17 protein-coding genes are annotated in these 24576 nt (G+C 68.4%); 11 read left to right on the forward strand and 6 right to left on the reverse strand.

What is annotated here, in order from left to right:
• The first annotated feature begins 40 nt into the window (after positions 1 to 40).
• From PHR85_RS10490 to PHR85_RS10505, 4 genes are all read left to right on the forward strand, one after another.
• The gene (locus PHR85_RS10490; protein ID WP_300053999.1) at positions 41 to 3115 is read left to right on the forward strand and encodes a hypothetical protein; all 3075 of its coding nucleotides are present in this window, start codon (positions 41 to 43) and stop codon (positions 3113 to 3115) included.
• A 242-nt stretch (positions 3116 to 3357) separates the two neighbouring features.
• On the forward strand, positions 3358 to 5292 hold the full coding sequence (htpG, locus tag PHR85_RS10495) for a molecular chaperone HtpG (protein ID WP_300054001.1): 1935 nt from the start codon (positions 3358 to 3360) through the stop codon (positions 5290 to 5292).
• A gap of 92 nt (positions 5293 to 5384) precedes the next feature.
• Entirely contained in the window at positions 5385 to 5714 is a 330-nt protein-coding gene (locus PHR85_RS10500) for a hypothetical protein (RefSeq protein WP_300054004.1), read from the forward strand.
• Entirely contained in the window at positions 5714 to 6469 is a 756-nt protein-coding gene (locus PHR85_RS10505; RefSeq protein ID WP_367278734.1) for an MgtC/SapB family protein, read from the forward strand. Before PHR85_RS10500 ends, PHR85_RS10505 begins: the two co-directional genes overlap by 1 nt.
• A 6-nt stretch (positions 6470 to 6475) precedes the next feature.
• On the opposite strand, the gene PHR85_RS10510 is transcribed toward PHR85_RS10505, so the two are convergent.
• Positions 6476 to 7486, reverse strand: coding sequence for a serine/threonine protein kinase (locus PHR85_RS10510; protein ID WP_300054008.1), 1011 nt, complete (start codon positions 7484 to 7486; stop codon positions 6476 to 6478).
• A gap of 53 nt (positions 7487 to 7539) precedes the next feature.
• Between PHR85_RS10510 and PHR85_RS10515 the strand changes: the two genes are divergently transcribed.
• The 4 genes from PHR85_RS10515 (at position 7540) to PHR85_RS10530 (ending at position 10984) form a co-directional block, all read left to right on the forward strand.
• Positions 7540 to 8451 carry an SAM-dependent methyltransferase gene (locus PHR85_RS10515; protein ID WP_300054011.1) on the forward strand — a complete coding sequence of 304 codons (912 nt, stop codon included), beginning with the start codon at positions 7540 to 7542 and terminating at the stop codon, positions 8449 to 8451.
• Positions 8452 to 8519: 68 nt separating this feature from the next.
• Positions 8520 to 9674: an aminotransferase class V-fold PLP-dependent enzyme gene (locus PHR85_RS10520; protein ID WP_300054014.1), complete on the forward strand. Its 1155-nt coding sequence runs from the start codon at positions 8520 to 8522 to the stop codon at positions 9672 to 9674.
• 99 nt (positions 9675 to 9773) lie between these two features.
• On the forward strand, positions 9774 to 10340 hold the full coding sequence (locus tag PHR85_RS10525) for a bifunctional pyr operon transcriptional regulator/uracil phosphoribosyltransferase (RefSeq protein WP_300054017.1): 567 nt from the start codon (positions 9774 to 9776) through the stop codon (positions 10338 to 10340).
• 23 nt (positions 10341 to 10363) lie between these two features.
• Entirely contained in the window at positions 10364 to 10984 is a 621-nt protein-coding gene (locus PHR85_RS10530) for a phosphoribosyltransferase (RefSeq protein ID WP_300054019.1), read from the forward strand.
• Positions 10985 to 10994: 10 nt separating this feature from the next.
• On the opposite strand, the gene PHR85_RS10535 is transcribed toward PHR85_RS10530, so the two are convergent.
• Positions 10995 to 13427, reverse strand: coding sequence for a Lon protease family protein (locus tag PHR85_RS10535; RefSeq protein ID WP_300054022.1), 2433 nt, complete (start codon positions 13425 to 13427; stop codon positions 10995 to 10997).
• A 19-nt stretch (positions 13428 to 13446) separates the two neighbouring features.
• Positions 13447 to 14562, reverse strand: coding sequence for an alanine dehydrogenase (gene ald, locus PHR85_RS10540; RefSeq protein WP_300054025.1), 1116 nt, complete (start codon positions 14560 to 14562; stop codon positions 13447 to 13449).
• 118 nt (positions 14563 to 14680) lie between these two features.
• Here ald and asd point away from each other — a divergent pair, with 118 nt between their 5' ends.
• A complete protein-coding gene (asd, locus tag PHR85_RS10545) occupies positions 14681 to 15556 on the forward strand; it encodes an archaetidylserine decarboxylase (RefSeq protein WP_300054027.1) in 876 nt (291 codons plus the stop codon).
• Between the two features lie 48 nt (positions 15557 to 15604).
• Positions 15605 to 16924: a DUF4010 domain-containing protein gene (locus PHR85_RS10550; protein ID WP_300054029.1), complete on the forward strand. Its 1320-nt coding sequence runs from the start codon at positions 15605 to 15607 to the stop codon at positions 16922 to 16924.
• A gap of 13 nt (positions 16925 to 16937) precedes the next feature.
• Here the strand turns inward: PHR85_RS10550 and gorA are convergent, their stop codons facing one another.
• Positions 16938 to 18353, reverse strand: coding sequence for a glutathione-disulfide reductase (gorA, locus tag PHR85_RS10555; protein WP_300054032.1), 1416 nt, complete (start codon positions 18351 to 18353; stop codon positions 16938 to 16940).
• Positions 18354 to 18444: 91 nt separating this feature from the next.
• On the opposite strand from gorA, the gene PHR85_RS10560 reads away from it, so the two are divergent.
• Entirely contained in the window at positions 18445 to 19299 is an 855-nt protein-coding gene (locus PHR85_RS10560) for a MipA/OmpV family protein (RefSeq protein WP_300054035.1), read from the forward strand.
• A 49-nt stretch (positions 19300 to 19348) separates the two neighbouring features.
• On the opposite strand, the gene PHR85_RS10565 is transcribed toward PHR85_RS10560, so the two are convergent.
• Both PHR85_RS10565 and PHR85_RS10570 read right to left on the reverse strand, forming a co-directional pair.
• Positions 19349 to 22810, reverse strand: coding sequence for a pyruvate carboxylase (locus PHR85_RS10565; protein WP_300054038.1), 3462 nt, complete (start codon positions 22808 to 22810; stop codon positions 19349 to 19351).
• 76 nt (positions 22811 to 22886) lie between these two features.
• Complete coding sequence (locus PHR85_RS10570; RefSeq protein ID WP_300054041.1) at positions 22887 to 24548, reverse strand: L-lactate permease; 1662 nt, start codon at positions 24546 to 24548, stop codon at positions 22887 to 22889.
• Positions 24549 to 24576: the final 28 nt, after the last annotated feature.

Raw genomic sequence — 24576 nt, forward strand, 5'->3', positions numbered from 1 at the left:
AATGAGTGAAAATGAACGGATCTGAAAAGGGGAATCGTTCATGAGGAAGAGAACAGCGATCGCGCTGACCGTCGTCGCGGCGCTCGCGGCTTGCGGTGGCGGCGAGGGAGGGGCGGTCCAGCAAACTGCCGATGGCTATCTGGTCGAGAGCGGCCTGGCGCAGAAGGGGCCTTTGGCCCGCGGGTCGGTGGTCACGCTCAACGAGCTCGACGCCACCGCGCTGGCGCCCAACGGCAAGAGCTACAGCTACGAGACGAAGGATGATCGCGGCACCTTTTTTCCGTCCAGCAAGTTCACCAGTCCCTATCTGGAGACGACCGCCCAGGGCTATTACTTCAACGAGGTCACCGGCAACAGCGACCAGTGGGTGGCGCTGCGCGGCCTGAGCGATCTCTCGGCCGGCGCGGATCGGGCCGTCAACGTCAACCTGCTGAGCGATGCCACGACGGAGCGCATCCGCACCCTGGTCACGGGCAAGCCAGCCCTGGCGTTCAAGGTGGCGCGTGCCAAGGCCCAGCGCGAGCTGCTCGATGCCCTGGGCATTGCCAACGGCGCCGATCTGCTGTCCGGTACGGCAAGCGCGCCGGCCAACTTCATGGAGCTCGATCTGAGCCAGTCGCGTCCGGCCGATCAGGCCCTGGCGGCGATTTCAGGCCTGGTTGCCCATGTCGGCAATCAGCGCAACAACGCGGGCGGCGTCACGGCCTTCCTGAGCGAGATGGGGGCCGATCTCGGCGATGACGGTCTGCTCAACAACTCGATCAAGCTGGGGCGCAGCGTGACGGAACAGCTGCAGCAGGCGGCGCTGGCCGTCGACCTGGGCTTGGTCGCAAGCAATCTGAACAAGGCGTATGGCAAGACGCTGTACCGCAAGGCCGATTTGACGCCATGGGTCGACAGCTCGGGCGGTCGCGACCAGGTGATCGACAAATACAAGTACGCTGCCGAGGGTGTTGCGGCTGGCAAGGAGAGCCTGTCGCCGGCCTGGGTGGCTGGCACCGATGACGTCGGTCAGTGCTTCTCGGTCAGTGGCGGCAGCTTGTACAAGAACGGCGTCAAGCAGAATGCGCCGGTGTTGGCGGCCAAGGGCAACCAGTTCACCTTGGGCGTCACGCCGCCCGCGCTGGGCAAACGTACCGAGTACCTCCAGCGCAGTGCCGCCGTGGCCGCCAAATGCACCGGGCAGACCACGGCCATGCGGCTGCTGCAGTACACGGTATCAGTCTCCAGCCAGGCTGCGATTGCGATGCCGGCCGATTACCTGGGCGCCAACCTGCCCGACATCACTGACTATTCCTACACGCCGGTCTATGCCGACCTGGTCAAGCAGGGGCGCGCCTTCGGCCCGACCGATCACCCCTGGGGCGGAGCGGCCGACATCGCGCCGGTCGGCAGCGACCTCTGGCCGACCGGCGACTTCGGCATTTTCCTGATGACGCTTCCCGGCATGGAGGGCCGATACAAGGCGTCGTTCACCGGCAAGGCCGACGTCAGCCTGAGCGCGTCGTACAACACCAAGATCGAGAACCTGCGCTACGACGTGGCGCTCAACCGAACCACGTTCGACGTGGTGCGCGCCTCGAACGCCGACAACCCCGCTGGCGCGCACATGGTGCTGATCTTCAAGAACACCGGCGCCGGCGTCAAGAATCTGAAGGTGGTGCGGCCGGGCTACGACCCCCTCAACCCGCCGCTGTTCACGCAGGAGTTCATCGACCATGTCGCGCGCTTCAAGGTGCTGCGCTTCATGGACTGGGTGCGCACCAACAACAATCCGAGCACGACCTGGGCCACGCGCACGCCGCCCAATCTGCCACATCGCACGACGACCGGCGTGCCCTGGGAGCATGTGATCGCGCTGGCCAACCAGGCGCAGAAGGACATCTGGATCAACATCCCGGTCGCCGCCGACGACAACTATGTGCTGCAGCTCGCCCGGCTGCTGAAATCGACGCTCAACGCCAACAGCAAGATCTATGTCGAATACAGCAACGAAGTCTGGAATTCGCAGTTCCAGCAGTTCGCGACCAACCGCAACCTCGCGACCAAGGAGCTCTATGACAACCCGCAATCGCCGCTGGCCCATGACGGCAAGACCCATGTCGATGTGATCGGCTACCGCTACATCGCCAAGCGCGGCAAGGAAATCAGCGACATCTTCCGCGGCGTCTACGGCGACGCGGCCATGATGACGAAGGTGCGCCCGGTGTTCGCCAGCCAGGTGGTGCAGACCTATGTCGCGCAGCTCGGCCTGGATTTCATCGATGCGGTCTACGGCCCGCCGTCACGTTATTTCTACGCCTTCGCCGGCGCGCCGTACTTCAACCTGGGCAGCCTGCAGCTGGTCGATGGCCTGAGCGTCGACGCCGTGCTGCAAGCCATGAGCGATTCGGTGACCGCGATGCCCAAGCAGGCCTATTTCGAGAAGAACGTCGCCTTCGCCAGCTGGTACGGCCTGCCGTTCTTCGCCTACGAGGCCGGAGCCGACACCTTCGGCCCGGGCAGCATCGCGGCCAAGAAGGCCGCCAGCCTCGACCCGCGCCTGCTCGACATCTGCAAGCGCTACCTGAGCAGCTGGTACGCCGGCGGCGGCCAGATGCTGATGTGGTACACCGCCGGTGCCAGCAACTGGGACACCCAGTACGGCACCTGGGGGCTGACGACCGATCTGGCGCTCACCGACGTGCCCAAGATCCAGTGCATGGACCAGACCCGCAACGGCCTGCTGCCCGCCATCAAGGCCCGCAACCAGGTGCCCGGCAGCTTCGATGCACTGGCCTATCTGGAAAACTTCGAGCCCTATAGCGAGAAATCCAAGGACCAGGTCAAGTACCTTCACCCTGGAAGTCATGTTGACTACCTGATCCACGCGCCGCAGGCCGGCAACTACTCGCTGGTGATCACCGCATCCGCCGCCCGCAGCGGCAACCAGATCGACGTGCTGCTCAACAACCAGACCGTGACGGCCGCCTTCGAATTGAGTGGCAACAGCCTGAGCACGCCGCGCGACAACGCGGCGATCCCGATCGCGGTGCCCAGGGGCTTCAGCACCTTGCGCATCAAGACCAAGGCCGAGAACGGGGGCTTCTGGCTGTCTAAGTTCACGCTGCGCTGATGGCAAGCCAGTCGTCGCCCAGGGTCGCGGGGGGTGCGGCGGGCGACGATTTGTGCTCGCACCATGAGGAGTCCGCCGCACTCCCCGCGACCCCTCCAGGCCACATCAACGTCCCGGCCCTTGAAATCACCGTCGCCGTCGCCAACTAGCCAGTCGTGTGCTGACCGGCCGGGTGGTGTCCTACACCATCGGGCCGGTCGCTGCCTCCCCCGAATTCCACGTCGAGTTTTACTGCCTAGACCATGAGCAAACATACCCACGCTTTCCAGGCCGAAGTGGCCCAGCTGCTGCACCTCGTCACCCACTCGCTGTACTCGAACCAGGAAATCTTCCTGCGCGAGCTGATCTCCAACGCGTCCGACGCCTGCGACAAGCTGCGCTTCGAGGCGCTCGACGACGCCACGCTGTACGAGGACGCCCCGAACCTCGAAGTGCGCGTTGCCTTCGATGCGGAGGCCAAGACGCTGACCATCACCGACAACGGCATCGGCATGAGCGAGTCCGAGGCCATCGCGCACCTCGGCACCATCGCCAAGAGCGGCACCAAGGACTTCATGGGCCGCCTGTCGGGCGACCAGAAGAAGGACGCGCAGCTGATCGGCCAGTTCGGCGTCGGTTTCTATTCGGGCTTCATCGTCGCCGACAAGATCACGGTCGAGTCGCGCCGCGCCGGCCTCAAGGCCGAGGACGGCGTGCGCTGGATCAGCGGCGGCAGCGGCGACTTCGAGACCGAGACCATCACGCGCGCCGCGCGCGGCACCAGCGTGATCCTGCACCTGCGCGACGATGCGACCGAGTACCTGAACCGCTGGAAGCTCAAGGGCATCATCGCGAAGTACTCCGACCACATCAGCCTGCCGATCCTGATGCGCAAGGAGGAGTGGGATGCCGAGAAGGGCGAGTCCGTGCTGCGGGACGAGTGGGAGGCCGTCAACTCGGCCAGCGCGCTCTGGACCCGCGCCAAGAAGGACATCGGCGACGAGCAGTACGCCGAGTTCTACAAGAACATCAGCTACGACCAGGAGGCGCCGCTGGCCTGGAGCCACAACCGCGTCGAGGGCGGCACCGAGTACACCCAGCTGCTCTACGTGCCGGCCAAGGCGCCGATGGACCTGTGGAACCGCGACAAGAAGGCCGGCGTCAAGCTCTACGTCAAGCGCGTCTTCATCATGGACGAGGCCGAGGCGCTGATGCCGACCTACCTGCGCTGGGTCAAGGGCGTGATCGACTCGGCCGACCTGCCGCTCAACGTCAGCCGCGAGCTGCTGCAGGAGAGCCGCGACGTCAAGGCGATCCGCGAGGGCAACACGCGCCGCGTGCTGGCCATGCTGGAAGACCTGGCCAGGAAGGATCGCAAGCCCGAAGGCGCGGAATGGGACGCCCTGTCCGACGAGGACAAGCAGCAGGCGGAAAAGGATGCCGGCCGCTACGCCAGGTTCTACGCCGAGTTCGGCGCCGTGCTCAAGGAAGGCCTGGGCGAGGACTTCGCCAACCAGGACAAGCTCGCCAAGCTGCTGCGCTTCGCCTCGACCCAGAGCGATGCCGTCGGCGTCACCTTCGCCGACTACAAGGCGCGCATGAAGGAAGGCCAGGAGGCGATCTACTACATCACCGCCGACACCCTGGCCGCCGCCAAGAACAGCCCGCAGCTCGAGGTCTTCAAGAAGAAGGGCATCGAGGTGCTGCTGATGAGCGACCGCGTCGACGAGTGGGCGCTGTCCTTCCTGAATCAGTTCGACGGCACGCCGCTGCAGTCGGTCGCCAAGGGCGGCGTCGATCTGGGCAAGCTCCAGGACGAGGAGGAGAAGAAGGCCGCCGAACAGGCCGCCGAGACCTTCAAGCCGATGCTGGACCAGCTCAAGGAAGCGCTCAAGGACAAGGCGCAGGACGTGCGCGTCACCACCCGCCTGGTCGATTCGCCGGCCTGTCTGGTGGCCGAGGACCACGGCATGAGCACCCAGCTCGCGCGCATGCTCAAGCAGGCCGGCCAGCCGGTGCCCGACATGAAGCCGATCCTGGAAGTCAACGCCGACCATGCCCTGGTCAAGAAGCTCGAAGGCTCGGCCCATTTCCATGACCTGGCGCATATCCTGTTCGACCAGGCGCTGCTGGCCGAGGGCGGCCTGCCGGAAGATCCGGCCGCCTACGTCAAGCGCGTCAACGCCTTGCTGGTGTAAACCGGGGCGCTTGCCAGTCAAGAAGGGCTCCAGGTGGAGCCCTTTTTCATTTGCGTTTGGCCTGGCGCTGGCAGGCGCGTTAGCATCAGGCCATGATCTCGCACCGATTTTCCGCCGTCCTGTTGTCATCGATCCTGGCGGGCTGCGGCTCGGTGGGGGCTGGCATTTCGGTGCCCATCGTGCCCGGCGTTTCGCTGGGGGTCGGCGTCGGCAGCGGCGGGGTTCAGCTCGGGGTCGGGGCTCATGCCGGTCCGGTCGGGGCGGGCGTGGGCGTCAACTCCAGTGGCCGTGTCACCGGCAACGTGGGTGTCGGCACCAGCGTGCCGCTGGGCGAGAGCGGCGCGCGCGCCGGGGTTGGAGTCGGCACCGGCACGGTGCTCTACGATCCCGTCCGCCCGTCCAACCCGCCAGCGCAGCGCTGATGGCCATGGACGCCAGCCTGTCGCTTTGGGCGCGCTACTGGTCGCTGCCGATCCTTGAGATCAACCTGCTGCTGTTCGCCAACCTGTCTGGCGCGCTGCTGCTGGGGCTGCTGGTCGGCTACGAGCGCAGCTATCACAGCCGGGCCGCCGGCATGCGCACCTACGGCATCGTCTGCATGGCGTCCTGCGCGCTGACCGTGTTCGCCGGCTATCCCGGCTTCTGGTGGGGCCAGGCCGATACCGCGCATCTGTCCGTGGACCCGACCCGGGTGGTGCAGGGCATCGTGACCGGGATCGGTTTTCTCGGGGCCGGCGTCATCATGCGCGACGGCCTGAACATCAGCGGCTTGACCACGGCGGCATCGATCTGGGCCACCTCGGCCATCGGCGTGCTGGTCGGCGTCGGCTTCTATCCGGCCGCCATCCTGCTGGCGCTGCTGTCGGCGTCGCTGATGATGTGGGGCGTCAAGATCGAGGCACGCCTGCCGGCGCTGCCGGCCGCGGGCATCACGCTGAGTTTCCTGCCGGGGCACGAGCCCGATGACCAGGCGATCAAGGCGGCGATGCGCGACTGGGGTTATGCCTTGGCCGAGGGCTCGCTGCACATCGCCTGCCAGCACCAGCAGGTGAACTGGCAGTTCGTGCTGGTCGCGCTGCGCAGCCGGCCGCGCGCGATCTCGCTGTTCGACCTCGCGCGTCTGCTGCGCGGCTTGCCTGGTGTCGACGGCCTGCAGCTGACGCACGCCCGCAACTGAGCCTGGTCAGGCGACCAGCGCCGGCTGCCGCATCGCCTCGACCTGCTGCCAGAGGATGGCGGCCTGCTCCTGCCAGTAGGCGGCGCTGCCGAACCAGGGGAAGTTGATCGGGAAGATCGGATCGCTCCAGCGTCGCGCCAGCCAGGCGCTGTAGTGCAGCAGGCGCAGCGTGCGCAGCGGCTCGATCAGCGCGAGCTCGCGCCGGTCGAACTCGCGCATCGTCTCGTAGCCGTCGAGCACGGCGCCGAGCTGGCGCTGCTGTTGCCGCCGGTCGCCGTTCAGCAGCATCCAGAGGTCCTGCACCGCCGGGCCGCTGCGGCTGTCGTCGAGGTCGACGAAATGCGGGCCCTGGTCCGGCGTCCAGAGGATGTTGCCGGGGTGGCAATCGCCGTGCAGGCGCAGCGTGGCGATCCGGCCTTGCGGCGCACAGGCAGTCATCGCCTCGGTCGCCAGCACCAGCGCGGCCTGTGCCGCCTCGCGCCAGCGGCTGGCCGCCTCGGGCGGCAGGTCGCCCTGCTCGATCAGCCAGGCCAGCGGCTCCTGGCCGAAGGTCGTGGCGTCCAGCGCTGGCCGCAGTTCGAACGGTCTGGCCGCGCCCACCAGGTGCAGCCGCGCCAGCAGGCGGCCGATCCACTCCAGCACCTCGGGGTCGTCGAGCTCGGGCCGGCGACCGCCGCGCGCCGGGCTCACGCTGAACAGGAAGCCGCCGTGCTGATGCAAGGTCCGGCCCTGCAGCCGCAGTGGCGCGACCATCGGCACCTCGGCTTTGGCCAGTTCCTCGGCGAAGGCGTGCTCCTCCTCGATCTGCGCCTCGCTCCAGCGCCCGGGCCGGTAGAACTTGAGCACCGCCGCGCCGCCGTCCTCCAGTCGCGCCAGGTAGACCCGGTTCTCGTAGGAGCTCAGGCCCTGCAGCCGGCCGTCGCCGCGCAGGCCGATGCCGTCGAGCGCGTCGAGCACGACGTCGGGCGTGAGGGCGTCATAGGGATGCAGGTCGGGGTCGTGATCGGATCTGAGCATGGCGCGATTGTCGCAGCGCTCCATTGCCCGCGTGGCTCGCCTATCATCGGCCCATGTCAGCCTCCCAAGCCCCCAAGAAAAATCGTCCCGCCCAGCGCTCCGCTGAAGGCCAGCGCGGCGCGCGCGCGCCCGAGAAATCGATCCAGGAGCAGCTGCCCGAGCTGCGCCCCGGCCAGTCGATCGAGCTGCTCCAGGAGCTGCATATCCTCACGCGCGAGGGCAAGCTGAACCAGGACACGCGGCGCAAGCTCAAGCAGGTCAACCACCTGCTGCAGTTCATCGAGCCGCTGCTGCGGGAGGCGCTGGCCGCGCGCGGCGACGTCAGCCTGGTCGACCATGGCGCCGGCAAGTCCTACCTCGGCTTCATGCTCTACGACCTGTTCTTCCGCCCGCGCGAGGTCGGCTGGGTCTACGGCGTCGAGACCCGCGCCGAGCTGGTCGAGCGCTCCCGTGCCTTGGCCGAGCGCCTGGGCTTCGATCGCATGCGCTTCGTCGCCACCACGGTGCAGGAGGCCATGACCTCGGACCAGATCCCGGCCGAGGTCGATGTCGTCACCGCGCTGCACGCCTGCGACACCGCCACCGACGACGCGATCGCCTTCGGCCTGGCGCGCAACGCGCGCTGCATGGTGCTGGTGCCCTGCTGCCAGGCCGAGGTCGCCAGCGTGTTGCGCAAGCACAAGGCGCTGACCCTGTCGCGCACCCCGCTGGGCGAGCTCTGGCGCCACCCGCTGCACACGCGCGAGTTCGGCAGCCAGATCACCAACGTGCTGCGCTGCCTCGAACTGGAGGCCCATGGCTACCAGGTCACCGTGACCGAGCTGGTCGGCTGGGAGCACTCGATGAAGAACGAGCTGATCCTGGCGCGCAAGGTCGGCAATGGCAAGGCCAGCGCGCGCGCGCGCCTGCAGCAGGTGCTCGACGAGCTCGGCCTGCAGGAGCTGCAGCAGCGCTTCGGCGCCTGAGCGCCCGCCGGTCCGCCAAGCCGGGCGGCGGCGTGCTAAGCTCTTTTCATAATCAAAAGGAGACTTGCATGCCCGCATTGCTGCCCGACGTCGATCCCGACGGTCTGCTCGAATTCTCGGTCGTCTACACCGACCGCTCGCTCAATCACATGTCGCGCCGCTTCCAGGGCGTGATGCAGGACATCTCGGCCACCCTGAAGCAGGTCTACCGCGCCCGCTCGGTCGCGCTGGTCCCGGGTGGCGGCACCTACGGCATGGAGGCCGTCGCGCGCCAGTTCGCGACCGGCAAGAAGGCGCTGGTGATCCGCAACGGCTGGTTCAGCTACCGCTGGAGCCAGATCTTCGATGCCGGCTCGATTCCGGCCGAATCCGTAGTGCTCAAGGCGCGCCGGCTGTCGGATCAGCCGCAGGCGCCCTGGGTGCCCTGTCCGGTCGACGAGGTGGTCGCCGCGATCCGCGAGTTCCGCCCCGACGTGGTGTTCGCGCCCCATGTCGAGACCTCGGCCGGCATGATCCTGCCCGACGACTACCTGCAGGCGGTGGCCGCTGCGGTGCACGAGGTCGGCGGCCTGTTCGTGCTCGACTGCATCGCCTCCGGCACGCTCTGGGTCGACATGCAGGCCTGCGGCATCGACGTGCTGATCAGCGCGCCGCAAAAGGGCTGGAGCGGCTCGCCCGCCTGCGCCATGGTGATGCTGAGCGAGCGCGCCCGCGCCGCCATCGATGGCACCAGCAGCACCAGCTTCGCGGCCGACTTGAAGAAATGGCTGCAGATCATGGAGACCTATGAAAACGGTGGCCATGCCTACCACGCCACCATGCCGACCGACGCGCTGGTGCGGCTGCGCGACGTGATGCGGGAGACCCGTGCCTACGGCTTCGACCAGGTGCGCCAGGAGCAGATCGAGCTCGGCCGCCAGGTGCGTGCCTTGCTGGAGCGTCGTGGCATCCGCAGCGTGGCGGCGACCGGCTTCCAGGCCCCGGGCGTGGTGGTGAGCTACACCGACGATCCCGGCATCCAGAACGGCAGCAAGTTCCTCGCGCTGGGCCTGCAGACCGCATCCGGCGTGCCGCTGCAGTGCGACGAGCCGGCCGGCTTCTCGACCTTCCGCATCGGCCTGTTCGGGCTCGACAAGCTGCACCAGCCCGAGCGCTGCGTCGCGCAGCTGGCCGAGGCGCTGGATCGCATCGGCATCACCGAGCCCGTCGCCGAGCCGGCCTGAGCGGCAGCGCCGATCAGCCGGGTCCGGGCATTGACAGCGCGATTTGCGCTGTCCAGAATGCCTGAGCACCGGGGCATCCGACCCCGGCAGGGAGTCGCGATGAATGCACCGCCGGGCAGCAGAAGCTGCCTCTACGACGAGGCCGAGCTCGACGCCTTGCTCGACGCCATGGCACAGCAGGCAGCCAAGCTGCTGCACGCTCGCAGCCGGGTCGCGGTGATCGGCATCCTGCGCCGTGGCGCGCCGCTGGCCGACCGCCTGACCGAGCGCCTGGTGCGCCTGCACGGGCTGGCGCTGCCGCTGCGGCTGGACCTGCAGGTCAAGCGCTACGCCGACGACCTGACCCTGCTGCATCCCGACACAAGCCTGAACGAGCAGCCCCAGCACGCCGCGCTGGACCTGGCCGGCTGGACGCTGCTGGTGGTCGACGATGTGCTCTACACCGGGCATTCCCTGCTCAAGGTGCTGGACTACCTGGCGCGCAAGCAGCCGGCCGAGATCCGCGTCGCCGTGCTGGCCGACCGCTGTGCCGCCACCCTGCCGATCGCGGCCGATGTGATTGGCGCCAAGCTGCAGATCGCGCCGGCCGGCATCGTCGAATGCCATCTGCCGCCCTACGAGCCCGATTTCCGCATCGAATTGCTGCAGCCGCAGCGCGCCGGCTGAATGCCGCCATAGCAGGGGACGCCATGTTCAAGGACCGACTCGATGCCGCGCACCAGCTCGCCCAGGCGCTGGCGCCTTACCGTGAACGCAACCCGCTGGTGCTCGCGATTCCGCGCGGCGCCGTGCCGATGGCCAAGGCCATCGCGCAGGAGCTCGGCGGCGAGTTCGATGTCGTGCTGGTGCGCAAGCTGCGCTCGCCCTACGCGCCCGAGGTCGCGGTCGGTTCGGTCGATGAGAGTGGCTGGAGCTACATCGCGCCCCATGCGGCTTCGCTCGGCGCCGACCAGGACTACCTTGCCTCCGAGAAGCACGAGCAGCTGCTCACCATCCAGTCGCGCCGCGCGCAGTACACCCCGATCCGCCCGCCGATCGACCCGGCGGGCCGGATCGTGATCGTGGTCGATGACGGCCTGGCGACCGGCGCGACCATGATCGCCGCCCTGCATGGCCTGCGGCATCGGCAGCCGGATCGGCTGATCTGCGCGGTGCCGGTGGCGGCACCCGATTCGCTTGAGCGCGTGCGGCCGCTGGCCGACGAGGTCGTCTGCCTGTCGGCGCCCGAGGATTTCCAGGCCGTGGGCCAGTTCTACCGGCATTTCGACCAGGTCGAGGACGACGAGGTGATCGCGCTGCTCAGGGGCTGACTGGACTGGCTCAGGGCTTGCCGGTTGGCTTCGCGGGTTTCTTGGCGGCGGCCGCTTGCGCTGCGCGGCGTTTCGGCGCCAGGCGGGCCAGCCGCGCCGCGACCAGCGCATTGACCGACCCCGCCGCCATGCGGCCCTGCGCGTCGGGCTTGCCGGCCGGCTGGCCGGTCAGCAGTTCGAGCGCCTGGTCGACGTCGCTGACGGCCCAGATCCGGAAGCGGCCCGCGCGCGCGGCATCGACCACCTCGGCGCGCAGCATCAGGTGGCAGACATTGGCCTGCGGGATCAGCACGCCCTGTTCGCCGTTGAGGCCGCGCGCCGCGCAGAGATCGAAGAAGCCCTCGATCTTCTCGTTGACGCCGCCGATGGGCTGCACGACGCCGAACTGGTTGACCGATCCGGTCATGGCCAGGGATTGCCGGATCGGCACCCCCGACAGCGCCGACAGCAGCGCGCAGAGTTCGGCCAGCGAGGCGCTGTCGCCCTCGACGCCGCCATAGGACTGCTCGAACACCAGGCTGGCCTTGAGCGAGAGCGGCTCGCGCGCGCCAAAGCGCGCCGCCAGGAAGGACGACAGGATCAGCACCCCCTTGGAGTGGATCGGGCCGCCGAGCTTGACCTCGCGCTCGATGTCGATCACCTGGCCTTCGCCGGCGCGCGCGGTCGCGGTGATGCGCATCGGGTGGCCGAAGCTGCTGTCATCGAGCCGCACCACCGCCAGCCCGTTGACCTGCCCGACCTGGCTGCCGCCGCTGTCGATCAGCAGCTGGCCGCGCAGCATGGCCTCCTGGTAGCGCAGCCGCAGCCGTTCGTTGCGGCGTTGTCGCGCCTGCAGCGCCGCCTCGACATGGCCGCGCTCGATCCAGCCCGAAGCGGCCTTGCCGGCGAAATGCTCGGCCTCGCGCATCAGGTCGGCCAGCGGCCGGGTTCGCGCCGTCAGTCGCTCGGCGTCATCGGCCAGCCGGGACGAATGCTCGATCAGGCGCGCGACCGCCGCCGCCGACAGCGGCCGCAGCTGTTCGCGCCGCGCCAGCGTGGCGATCAGGCGCGCGTAGGCCTGGGTGTTGTCCGGGCTGCGCGGGATCTCGCTTTCGAGGTCGGCGTTGATCTTGAACAGCGCGCCGAATTCGGGGTCGTACTGGCACAGCAGGTAGTAGACCAGGCGCTCGCCGATCAGCACGATCTTGAGGTCGAGCGGCATCGGCTCGGGTTCGAGCTGCACCGTGCTGCTCAGGCCGATCAGGTCGTAGAGCGACTCGATCCGGACCCGGCCCGCCTTCAGGCAGCGCTTGAGTCCCTCCCAGGCGTAGGGCTGGCTCAGCACCTTGAGCGCGTCGAGCACCAGGAAGCCACCATTGGCGCGCTGCAGCGCGCCGCCGCGGATCAGCGTGAAGTTGCTCAGCAGCGTGCCCATGTGCGCCACATGCTCGACGCGACCGACCAGGTTCTGCAGCGTCGGGTGGTCCTCGTAGATCACAGGTCTGGCACAGTCTGCCGCGTGTTCGACCAGCAGGTTGACCAGGTAGCGCTGCACCGCGAGCGTGCTCGAATAGGTGGTGGTTTCGGTATCGCCCTCGGCATGGGTCGATTCGCGCAGTGATTCGCCGCTGGCGACGATGTCGGCCAGCACCGCGTCGAGAAAGGCACGGACCTCGGGCAGGTCGGCGTATTTCGGGCGCAGGTCGTCGATCAGGTGGGTCACGGTCACCTGCAGCGCCTCGCTGCCGGTCTGCTTGAGCCGGGCCTGCAGCTCGCGCCGCCAGCGCGGGAACTCGCCCATCAGCTTGTGCATGCGCTCGTGCAGCGCCTTGATGTGCTCGGAGAACTCGGCCTGGCGCTCGGGCGGCAGCTGCTCGAACTCCTCCTGCGTCAGCGTGGCCTCGTGGTCCTCCTTGAGCGGCACGAAGGCGAAACCGTGCGGCGTCTTGAGCAGCGCCACGCCCTGCTGCACCGACTCGTCGCCGAGCGCCTGCACCGCCGCCAGCTCGCGCTGTTTTTCCTCCTCCTGCATGGCCTCGATGCGGCCACGGTATTCCTCGCTCTGGAACACCGCGCTGATCGCCGGGGTGAGTTCCTCGACGAAATGCTGCATGTCGTCGCGCAATGGCGCGCCGCGGCCGCAGGGCAGTTTCAGCAGGTCGGGCTTGCTCGAATCGGCGAAGTTGTTGACGTAGCACCAGTCCGACGGAGGCAGTCCGCCACGACGTTCGGCTTCCAGCAGCTGGCTGACGATGGCGTGGCGACCGCTGCCCGGTTCGCCCAGCACATAGAGGTTGTAGCCGTCATGCCGGATGTCGAGCCCGAGCTGGATCGCCTCGACGGCGCGCCCGTGGATCAGCGCCGTGTCGAGGTCGGGCAGTTCATCGCTGCTGGCGATGCTCAGCGAGGCGGGATCGCACCGGGCATGAAGCGTGTCCGGCAACAGGGGTTCGGGTAGGGTCATGGCTTGCTTCCCTTGAGGTTCATGCCAGCAGCCGCTCGGCCGCAGTCAGCCGATAGCCCAGCGCCTGTGCCACGGCCGGGTGGGTGACCTGGCCGGCGCAGCAGTTGAGCCCGTTTCCGAGGTGGGGGTCGGCGCGCAGCGCCTCGCGCCAGCCGAGAGCTGCGAGCGCCAGCACATGGGGCAGCGTCGCGTTGTTGAGCGCCAGCGTCGAGGTGCGCGCCACCGCGCCCGGCATGTTGGTGACGGCGTAGTGCAGCACGCCATCGACCAGATAGCTCGGGTCGCTGTGCGTGGTCGGGCGCGAGGTTTCGAAGCAGCCGCCCTGGTCGATCGCGACGTCGACCAGCACGCTGCCGGGCTTCATGCGCGCGACCAGTGCGCGGCTCACCAGCCTGGGCGCGGCCGCTCCGGGCACCAGCACGCTGCCGATCACCGCGTCGGCCGCCAGCAGCTCTTCCTCGATGGCGGCCTGGGTCGAGTGCCGGGTCGTGATCCGGTTGCCCCACAGCGAGTCGAGCTGGCGCAGGCGCTCCAGGCTGCGGTCCAGCACCGTCACCCGCGCGCCCATGCCGACGGCGATCTGCAGCGCGTTGCCGCCGACCACGCCAGCGCCCAGGATCACGAGTCGGGCCGCCGGCACGCCAGGCACGCCCGCGAGCAGCACGCCCTGGCCGCCTCGCGACTTTTCAAGCAGGTGGGCCGCGACCTGGACCGACATGCGCCCGGCGACCTCGCTCATGGGCGCGAGCAGCGGCAGCCCGCCGCCCGGGCCGGTCACGGTCTCGTAGGCGATGCAGACGGCGCCCGAGGCGAGCAGGGCCTCGGTCTGGGCTCGGTCGGGCGCGAGATGCAGGTAGGTGAACAGGATCTGGTCCGGTCGCAGCAGGGCGCATTCCTGCGCTTGCGGCTCCTTGACCTTGACCACCAGTTCGGCGCGCGCGAACAGTTCAGCCGCCGAGTCGACCAGCTGCGCGCCGGCCGCGCGGTACTGGGCGTCGGCCATGCCGGCGCCCGTGCCGGCATCCTCCTGTACCAGCACCTGATGGCCGGCGGCCACCAGCTCGCGCACGCTCGCGGGCGTCAGGCCCACGCGGTGCTCCTGGTTCTTGATTTCCTTGGGCGTTCCCACAATCATCTCGGCCTCCCGGACTTTCGACTCCGCCCCCAGTCTGGCGGCTCGGGGGGCGGCTCGTCAAGGCCGCTCGCGGGCGGATCGCTAAAATCGCCCGATTTCGCATCCAGGGGAGAAGCCCGTGTCCGACCGTCTCGCGGTATTGCCGCAGTACCTGCTCCCGAAACGGGCGCTGACCCAACTGGCCGGCGCGCTGGCATGCCGGCCGCTCGGCGGCTTCACCCAGTTCAGCATCCGCCGCTTCGTCGCGCGCTATGGCGTCGACATGAGCGAGGCGGCCGAGCCCGAGATCGCGCGCTACGCGACCTTCAACGACTTCTTCACCCGCGCGCTGAAAGAGGGCGCCCGTCCGCTGGCCGTTGCCGACTTCATCTGCCCGGTTGACGGCGCGATCAGCCAGTGCGGCCGCATCGAGGGCGACCAGATCTTCCAGGCCAAGGGGCACCGCTACTCGACCCAGGCGCTGGTGGGCGGCGATGCCGAGCTGGCGGCCAAATTCGAGGGCGGCGAGTTCGCCACGCTCTACCTGAGCCCGCGCGACTACCACCGCATCCACATGCCCTGCTACGGTCGGCTGCAGCGCATGATCCATGTGCCGGGCGAGCTGTTCTCGGTCAATCCGACCACCGCGCGCGGGGTGCCGGGCCTGTTCGCGCGCAACGAGCGCGTGGTCTGCGTCTTCGAGGGCCGCTTCGGTCCCTTCGTGCTGGTGCTGGTGGGCGCGACCATCGTCGGCAGCATGGCCACGGTCTGGCATGGTCAGGTCAATCCGCCACGGTCTGGCCAGGTGCGCGAGTGGCGCTACGGTGACCTGCCGATCGCGCTGCAGGCCGGCGAGGAAATGGGCCGCTTCCTGCTCGGTTCCACCGTCGTGATGCTGTTCCCGAAGGATCAGTTGCGCTTCAATCCGGCCTGGGCGCCGGCGCGGTCGGTGCGCATGGGCGAGGCCATGGGTGGCAAGGTGTTGCCTGGCGCGTCAGCCGGCCTGCCGCTTTGATGAATTGATTGCGGGGCGCCTGCTGGCGCTCCTCGCCACGGAGACAATATGTGGGATTCAGCTTCAGCCCTGCTGCCCAACGGGATCAGCATGGCGCACGCCGCCCAGGCCCTGGCCGCCGCGCTCGGCTGCGGCCTGCTGACGGGCATCGAGCGCGAGCGCAACAAGGGCAGCGGCTCGCCACGCGCGCTGGCCGGGCTGCGCAGTTTCTCGCTGGCCTGCGTCATGGGCGCGGTCTCGATGCTGACCGGCGAGTCCGCGCTGCTGGCCGTCGGTGTCGTCTTCCTGGCCGCGCTGGGCGTGGTGGCGCGTGCGCGCAATCGCTCGGAAGATCCGGGTGTCACGTCCGAGATCGCGCTGGTCCTGACCTACCTGATCGGCGTGCTCTGCGTGCTGAGCCTGCCGCTGGCGGCGGCGGTCGCCGTCGGCCAGACCGGCATCCTGTTGGCGCGCGAGCGCCTGCACGCCTTCGCCAACAACTGGCTGCGCCCGGCCGAGGTGCGCGACGGCATCCTGCTCGCGGCGCTGGCGCTGATCGCGCTGCCCCTGATGCCCGACCGGCCGTTCTGGGGCGAGCTGCTCAATCCGCACCTGACCACCCAGCTGCTGACCTTGCTGCTGACGATCCAGGCGCTGGCACACCTGAGCCGGCGCCTGCTCGATGCGCGCCAGGCGGTGGCCCTGTCGGCGATTGCGTCGGGCTTCGTCTCGAGCACGGCGACCGTTGCCAGCATGGGCCTGGCGGTGCGCGAGGGCCGCTCGAACGCGCGCCTGATGGCTGGCGCCGGACTGCTGTCCTGCGTGGCGACCCTGCTCCAGATCCTGCTGGTGGCACTGGCGGTGCAGCCGGCCTGGTTGCGCGTGCTGGTCTTGCCGACGCTGGCGGGATCGGTCGTCGCGCTGCTCTGGGGCTGGTGGCTGGTCAACGGCGCGCCTGCCGATGGTCCTGGCCCCTTGCCTGCCGCCGACAGCGCTGCCATTGCCGAGGGTCCCGGCCCGGTTGCAGCACCGGATGCCGACCGCATGTTCAGCCTGCGCGGCGCGGCGCTGGTGGCGGCCCTGCTGACCGGCGTCCAGGCCCTGGTCCATGGCCTGGGCCTTTGGCTGGGACAGGCCGGCGAACTGGCCGGTGTCCTGCTGGCTTCGCTGGTCGATCAGCATGCTGCGCTGGCCGCTGTCTTCACGCCGGCCCCGCCCGACAGCGCCGGCAAGGCGCTGGGCGCCGCGATGCTGGCGATCGTCGTGCACGCCTTCAGCAAGTCCGCCACGGCCGGTTTCACCGGCGGCTGGCGCTACTTCGCCTGGCTGGCGCCAGGCGTGCTCGGCCACACCGCGGTCTGCGTGGCGCTGCTGGCCTGGTACCTCTGAGCCTGGCTTGGCGTCAGTCGGCCTTGCGCGTCGCCACCGGCTCGCGCATGGTGACGAATTCCTCGGCCGCGGTCGGGTGGATGCCAAGCGTGGCGTCGAACACCGCCTTGGTTGCGCCGGCTTTCATCGCGACCGCGAAGCCCTGCACGATCTCGCCCGCTTCCGCGCCGACCATGTGCAGGCCCACGACCCGGTCGCTGGCGGCATCGACCACCAGCTTCATGAGCGTGCGTTCCTCGCTGCCGCTGAGCGTGTGTCGCAGCGCCCGGAACTCCGAGCGGAACACCCGCACTTCGCCGTGGCGCGCGCGTGCCTCGGCCTCGGTCAATCCGACCGTGCCGATGTTGGGGTGGCTGAAGACGGCGGTCGGGATCAGCTCGTAGCTCATCGTGCGGGCGGCCTTGCCGGCGGCCGGCCCGTAGAGGTGGTCGACCAGCTGCATCGCTTCGCCCAGCGCGGCCGGCGTCAGCTGCACGCGCGAGGTCACGTCACCGAGCGCGTAGATCGAAGGCACGTTGGTCCGGTAGTGGGCATCGACCAGGATGCGGCCGTCGGCCCCCTGCGCCACCCCCACCGCATCGAGTCCCATTCCGTCGACCTTGGGCACCCGGCCGGTGGCGTAGAGCGCGGCATCGACCAGCAGCCGGTTGCCGTCCTCCAGCGTCACATGCAGGCCGTCCGCCTCGCGCGTGATCGCCAGCACGCCGGCCTGCAGCCTCAGGTCCACGCCGGCCTTTTTCATCTCGGCCGCCGTGAAGTGGCGGATCTCGTCGTCGAAGCCGCGCAGGATCTGCTCGCCACGGTAGAGCTGGGTCACCTGGGCGCCCAGGCCGTTGAAGATCGAGGCGAATTCGCAGGCGATGTAGCCGCCGCCGACCACCAGCAGCCGCTGCGGGAAGGGTTCGAGGTCGAACACCTGGTCCGAGCTGATGACATGCTCGCTGCCCGCGAAATGCGGCAGGAAGGGCTGGCCGCCGGTCGCGATCAGCAGCCGCTCGGCGCTGTAGCGCTGGTGTCCCGCGCTGCCGTCGGCGTTGAGGCTGGCGAGCTGGATGGTGTGCGGATCGACCAGCCCGGCATAGCCTTCGAGCAGGGTGACGCCGGAGCCGCGCAGCAGGTTGGCGTAGACCCCATTCAGGCGCCGGATCTCCTGGGCGCGGCGCGACTTGAGCGTGTTCCAGTTCAGGCTGGGCGCCTCGCCCTCCCAGCCGTAGCCGCGCGACTCCTGAAAGGCCTCGGCGTAATGGGCGGCGTAGCTGTACAGCTTCTTCGGGATGCAGCCCAGGTTGACACAGGTGCCGCCCAGGCCGTCGAGCCCCTGCGCCTCGGCCAGCGCCACGCGCACGCCGCGCTGCGCCGCCATGCGGGCGGCGCGCACGCCGCCGCTGCCTCCGCCTATCACCAGCAAATCAAAATCGTATCGTTTCATCGCGGTTCTCCTGCCATGCCAGCCGGTATTGTCGGTTCTTGTGTTGACTGGCGCTGGCTAGCCGGTTTTCATTTGCACTATGATGTCCTGCATGAAAAGACGCATTACTGCTGTTTTGCTGATCGCGGTGGCTTGGGCCTTGCCGGGGCTGTCGGCGGCGCAGGACGCGGCGCAAGCTGCGGCCACAAAGGGCGTGGAGGCCTCGGAGGCTGAATCCGACGGGCCGGTGCGTCACTACCTGATAGGTGCCGCGCTGGCTTCCTCGCAGGGCCATATCGGTTCCGAGGGGCGCGAGCTGGGCCTGCAGCCGGTCTGGGGCTTCTGGGCCGGTCGCTACCGACTGTCGAGCGGGCGAGCCAGCTCGCTCTGGCAGGTCGGGCGCGAGACCGTCGTCGATGCGGGTCTCAGCACGACGCTGGTCAGCCACTCCGACTGGTCGCTCGGCGCCTCGCTGAGCCGGGACGCTGGGCGCAAGTCCGGCGACGAGCCGCTGCTGGCGGGCGTGCCCGACCTGCGTTCCACGCTGCGCGGCAAGGTCTCGGTCGGCTACGCCTTCGCGCCGCGCTGGTCGCTCGGGCTGGGTTCCAGCCACGACCTGCTGGGGCGCGACGGCGGCGGGCGCTATTCGGCCAGCCTGGGCTATCGCCAGCCCCTGTCCGAGCGTGCCTACTGGGATGCCTCGCTCTCGGCCTCCTGGGGCAACCGCGACTACATGCGGGGCCATTACGGCATCCCCGCTGCGGCAGCCCCCAGGCCTGCCTACAGCCTCGATGGTGGCATCGAAGGCATGGGCCTGGGCTGGAGCTTCACGACCGCGATCAACCACAACTGGGTGGCCTATGCCGGCTGGAACCTGTCGCGGCTGATGGGTGATGCCGGGCGCAGTCCGGTGGTCGGCACGCGCCAGGTCTGGGGTGCCAGCGCCGGCGTCGCCTACCGCTACTGAGCGCCCCGCTCCGATGACGGGTTCGGCAGGCTCAGGGCCTGCTCCCCGGTCAATGGCTTCGTGAAGGCTCCAGCTCCAGCAGCAAGGCCTTGGCGGGCACGGTATCGCCATGCTTGACGTGGAGGTGGGTCACCGTGCCGTCGCGTTCGGCGCAGACCAGGCTTTCCATCTTCATGGCCTCGATGCTGGCGAGCACGTCACCCTTGAGCACCTGCTGCCCGGGTTTGACGGCGATGCGCGCGACCGTGCCCGGCATCGGACAGGCCACATGGCGCGGGTTGCCGTCCTCGGCCTGGCGCAGGGTCTTGGTGGTCGTTGCCGCGCCGGCCCGGGGCACTCGCACCAGTCGTGGCTGGCCGTTGAGCTCGAAGAACAGCCGGCACTGGCCCTCGTCGTCCGCCGGCGTGCGGCCCTGGATCTGCAGATGCAGGGTCTTGCCCTGGTCGATGGTGACCGCGACTTCTTCGTGTTCCTGCAGACCGTAGAAGTAGGCGGGCGTCGGAATCACGCTGACGTCGCCGTACCGGGCCTGGAACTTGGCGTAGTCGCGGTAGACCTTGGGATACATCAGGTAGGAGGCCAGTTGCTGGTCGTCGAGCGCGTGACCGACCTGCTGGATCGCCCGCTCGCGCTCGGCCTCCAGATCGACGGGCGGCAGATGTTCGCCCGGGCGACCCTGCAAGGGCGCCTGTCCCTTGAGCACCTTCTGTTGCAGTTCGAGCGGAAAACCGTCGGCCGGGAAGCCGAGCTCGCCCCGGAACAGCTGCACCACCGACTCGGGGAAGGCGATCTCGCGCTCGGGATTCAGCACGTCCTCGGGGCTCAGGTCGTTGGCGACCATGAACAGCGCCATGTCACCGACGACCTTGGACGTTGGCGTGACCTTGACGATGTCGCCGAAGAGCTGGTTGACCTCGGCATAGGCGGCCGCGATATCGGGCCAGCGGTGCTCCAGGCCCATCGAGCGGGCCTGTTCGCGCAGGTTGGTGTACTGGCCGCCGGGCATCTCGTGGCGGTACACATCGGAGGTGCCGCAGCGGATCTCGCTCTCGAAGGGCGCGTACTGACGCCGCACGCCTTCCCAGTAGTGCGACAGGCCGCGCAGCGCCGCCTGGCTCACGCCCGGCTCGCGCTCGTGCCCTTCCAGTGCCGCGACGATGCTGCCCAGGTTGGGCTGCGAGGTCAGTCCGCTCATCGAGTCGAGCGCGCCGTCCACGATGTCGCAGCCAGCCTCGATCGCCGCGAGCACGCTCGCTCCCGCCAGCCCGCTGGTGTCGTGGGTGTGGAAATGAATCGGCAGGCCGGTTTCCTGCTTGAGCGCCCGGATCAGCGCGCTGGCCGCGCGCGGTCGGCATACGCCGGCCATGTCCTTGATCGCCAGCACCTGCGCCCCGGCCTGCTCCAGTTCCCGGGCCATCTTGACGTAGTACGCCAGGTTGTACTTGGATCGGCTTTGGTCGAACAGATCGCCGGTGTAGCAGATCGCGGCCTCGCACAGCGCGCCGGTTTCGCGCACCGCATCGATCGCCACGCGCATGTTGTCCACCGAGTTGAGCGAGTCGAAGACGCGGAACAGATCGATGCCGCCCTGCGCCGCCTGCTGCACGAAGAAGCGCACCACGTTGTCGGGGTAGTTGGTGTAGCCGACCGCGTTCGAGGCGCGCAGCAGCATCTGCAGCAGCATGTTGGGGACTGCCGCGCGCAGCCGTGCCAGGCGCTGCCAGGGGTCCTCGTTGAGGAAGCGCATCGCGACATCGAAGGTCGCGCCGCCCCAGCATTCGAGCGAGAACAGCTCCGGGGCCAGGCGCGCATAGTGCGGCGCGATTCCGACCATGTCGTGGGTGCGCATCCGGGTGGCGAGCAGCGACTGGTGCGCGTCGCGCATGCTGGTGTCGGTCAGCAGCACCTCAGGCCGGGTCTTGATCCACTCGACGAAGCGGTCGGGGCCAAGTCGCTTGAGCAGATCGCGGCTGCCTGGCGCGGGCGCCTGGCCCAGATCGCAGGCGGGCTTGACCGGCGTGGGCAAGGGCAGCGCGGGGAGCTGGCGGCCCTTCATTTCGGGGTGGCCGTTGACGCTGACCTCGCCCAGGTAGCGCAGCAGCTTGGTCGCGCGGTCGCGCCGCTGGCTGAACTTCAGGAGTTCGGGGGTCTGGTCGATGAAGCGCGTGGTGCATTCCCCGTTCCGGAACAGGGGGTGCGCGATCACGTTCTCGAGGAAGGCCAGGTTGGTGGCCACGCCGCGGATGCGGAACTCGCGCAGCGAGCGGTCCATGCGCGCGATGGCATCCTGGGACGTCGCGCCCCAGGCGGTGACCTTGACCAGCAGGCTGTCGTAGTACGGCGTGATGACGGCGCCGGAGTAGGCCGTGCCGCTGTCCAGGCGCACGCCAAAGCCGCCGGTCGAGCGGTAGGTCGAGAGACGGCCGTAGTCGGGCGCGAAGCCTTTCTCGGGGTCTTCGGTCGTCACGCGGCACTGCAGGGCGTGGCCATTGAGCCGCAGCTGATCCTGTGCCGGAACGATCGCGCCGGGCACGCCGATCTCGGCGCCCTGGGTGATGGCGATCTGGGCCTTGACCAGGTCGATGCCCGTGACCTGCTCGGTCACGGTGTGCTCGACCTGGATGCGGGGGTTGACTTCGATGAAGTAGAACGCGCCGGTGTCGGCGTCCATCAGAAACTCGACCGTGCCGGCATGGGTGTAGCCCACCGCGCGACCCAGCTGCAACGCCGATTCGCACAAGGCCTGGCGTGTCGTCTCCGACAGGTAGGGCGCCGGTGCCCGTTCGACCACTTTCTGATTGCGTCGTTGCACCGTGCAGTCGCGCTCGAACAGGTGCAGCAGATGGCCATGCCGGTCGCCCAGGATCTGCACCTCGACGTGGCGCGCGCGCTGGACCAGCTTTTCGAGGTAGATCTCGTCGTTGCCGAAGGCCGACAGCGCCTCGCTGCGGGCGACAGGCATCTGCGTCAGCAGATCTTGTTCGCTCTCGATGATGCGCATGCCGCGTCCGCCGCCACCCCAGCTGGCCTTGAGCATCACGGGGTAGCCGATTGTGGCCGCCGCGGCCAGGGCCTCCTGCGGTTCGTGCGACAGCGGGGGCGTGGCCGGCATCACCGGCACGCCGACCGATTGCGCCAGGTTGCGCGCCGCTACCTTGTTGCCCAGCGTGCGCATGACATCGCCCCCGGGGCCGATGAAGGCGATGCCGGCGGCGGCGCAGGCATCGGCGAAGTCGGGGTTTTCGGACAGGAAGCCGTAGCCGGGGTGGATCGCATCGACCCCGGCCTCCCTGGCCACGCGCAGGATTTCGTCGATGTCGAGATAGGCCGCGATCGGCTTCTGGCCCGCGCCGACCAGATAGGCTTCGTCGGCCTTGAAGCGGTGCAGCGCGAAACGGTCCTCGTTCGAGTACACCGCGACGGTGCGCAGTTCCATCTCGGTGGCCGCGCGCAGCACGCGGATCGCTATCTCGCCCCGGTTGGCAACCAGCAGGGATTTGATTTTTTTCATGGCATCAGGATGACAGGTTGAGGCTGCAGGAAGGACGACCGGCCGTGGGGCCGGCATGTCGATCCTGCGTGGAGAGTCAGTGGATCACGAGCGCGCTGAACGGCCAGACATAGGCTTGCAGCGTGACGAAGATGCCGACCAGGCAGGCCAGGGCGATCGAGTGGAAGAACACATAGCGCAGGATGTCGCCTTCGTGGTTGAACCAGCGCGTGGCCGTGGACGCGACGACGATGGACTGGGCGTCGATCATCTTGCCCATCACGCCGCCCGAGCTGTTGGCCGCGCCCATCAGGTTGCCCGACAGACCGAGCTGCTCGGCCGCCACCTTCTGCATGCCGCCAAACAGCACGTTCGATGCCGTATCGGAGCCGGTCATGGCCACGCCCATCCAGCCCATCAGGGTACCGAAGAAGGGGTAGAGCATGCCGGTGCCGGCGAAGGCCAGGCCCAGGGTGGTGTCGGTGCCCGAGTAGCGCGTCAGCGTGCCCAGGGCCAGCATCAGCACGATGGTCAGCAGCGAGTAACGCACCAGCCAGAAGGTGCGGAAGAAGGTGGCGATGATCTCGACCGGGCGGTATTTCATGACCAGCGCGCCGATCACGGCCGCCAGCAGGATGCCGGTGCCGGTCGCCGACAGCAGGTTCAGCACATAGACCGCCGATTCGGGATGCGGCGTCGGCACCACCGGCGGCATCTTCATGATCAGGTTGTGCAGCCCCTCGATCGGGAACTTGGGCGCGTACAGGCCGTTGAGGTAGTTCTTGACATCGGGCAGGCCCCAGACGAAGACGAACAGCGTCAGGATCGCCCAGGGCGTCCAGGCCTGGATCAGCTCGGCGCGCGTGTAGTGCTTGACCGGCACGGCAGGCTTGGCCTCGCCGCCATCGGCCTCATGCCCCTTGAGCGAGGGCGAGGTCCAGATCTTCTTGGGCTGCCAGACGCGCAGGAACAGCACCAGCGAGGCCATCGAGACGATCGCGGCGATGATATCGACCAGCTCCGGGCCGATGAAGTTCGACACCAGGTACTGCGGGATCGCGAAGCTCAGGCCGGTGACCAGGATCGCGGGCCAGATTTCCATCATCGCCTTGCGACCGGCGAAGGCCCAGATCAGCCAGAACGGCACCAGCAGCGAGAACAGCGGCAATTGGCGGCCGATCATCGCGGTCACTTCCATCAGGTCGTAGCCATGGACCTTGGCCAGCGTGATCACCGGGGTGCCGAGCGCGCCAAAGGCGACCGGCGCGGTGTTGGCGATCAGCGACAGGCCGGAGGCGGCCAGCGGCGAGAAGCCCAGGCCGATCAGGATGCCCGCCGTCACGGCCACCGGGGTGCCAAAGCCGGCCGCGCCCTCGAAGAAGGCGCCGAAGCAGAAGGCGATCAGCAGCAGTTGCAGACGGCGGTCGGCGGTGATGCCCGAGAGCGAATCCTGCAGGATCTTGAAGCTGCCGTTCTGCTCGGCCAGTTGTTGCAGGAAGATGATGTTGAGCACGATCCAGCCGATCGGCAGCAAGCCGACGAAGCCGCCGTACAAAGCGGCCGTCCCGGCCATGCTGGCCGGCATGCCGTAGGCTAGCACCGCCACGCCCATCGCCGCGATCAGGCCGAGGCCGGCCGCGATATGCGCCTTGATGTGCAGAAATCCCAGCGCCACCAGCATCACCGCGACCGGAATGGCCGCCAGCAGGGTCGAGATGAGCATGTTCCCGAATGGGTCGTATATTTGTTGCCAAACCATGGTGGTCTCCTTCAGACGAAAAAACGAA

It is taken from the genome of Malikia sp. (assembly GCF_028687635.1).
GTDB lineage: Bacteria > Pseudomonadota > Gammaproteobacteria > Burkholderiales > Burkholderiaceae_C > Malikia.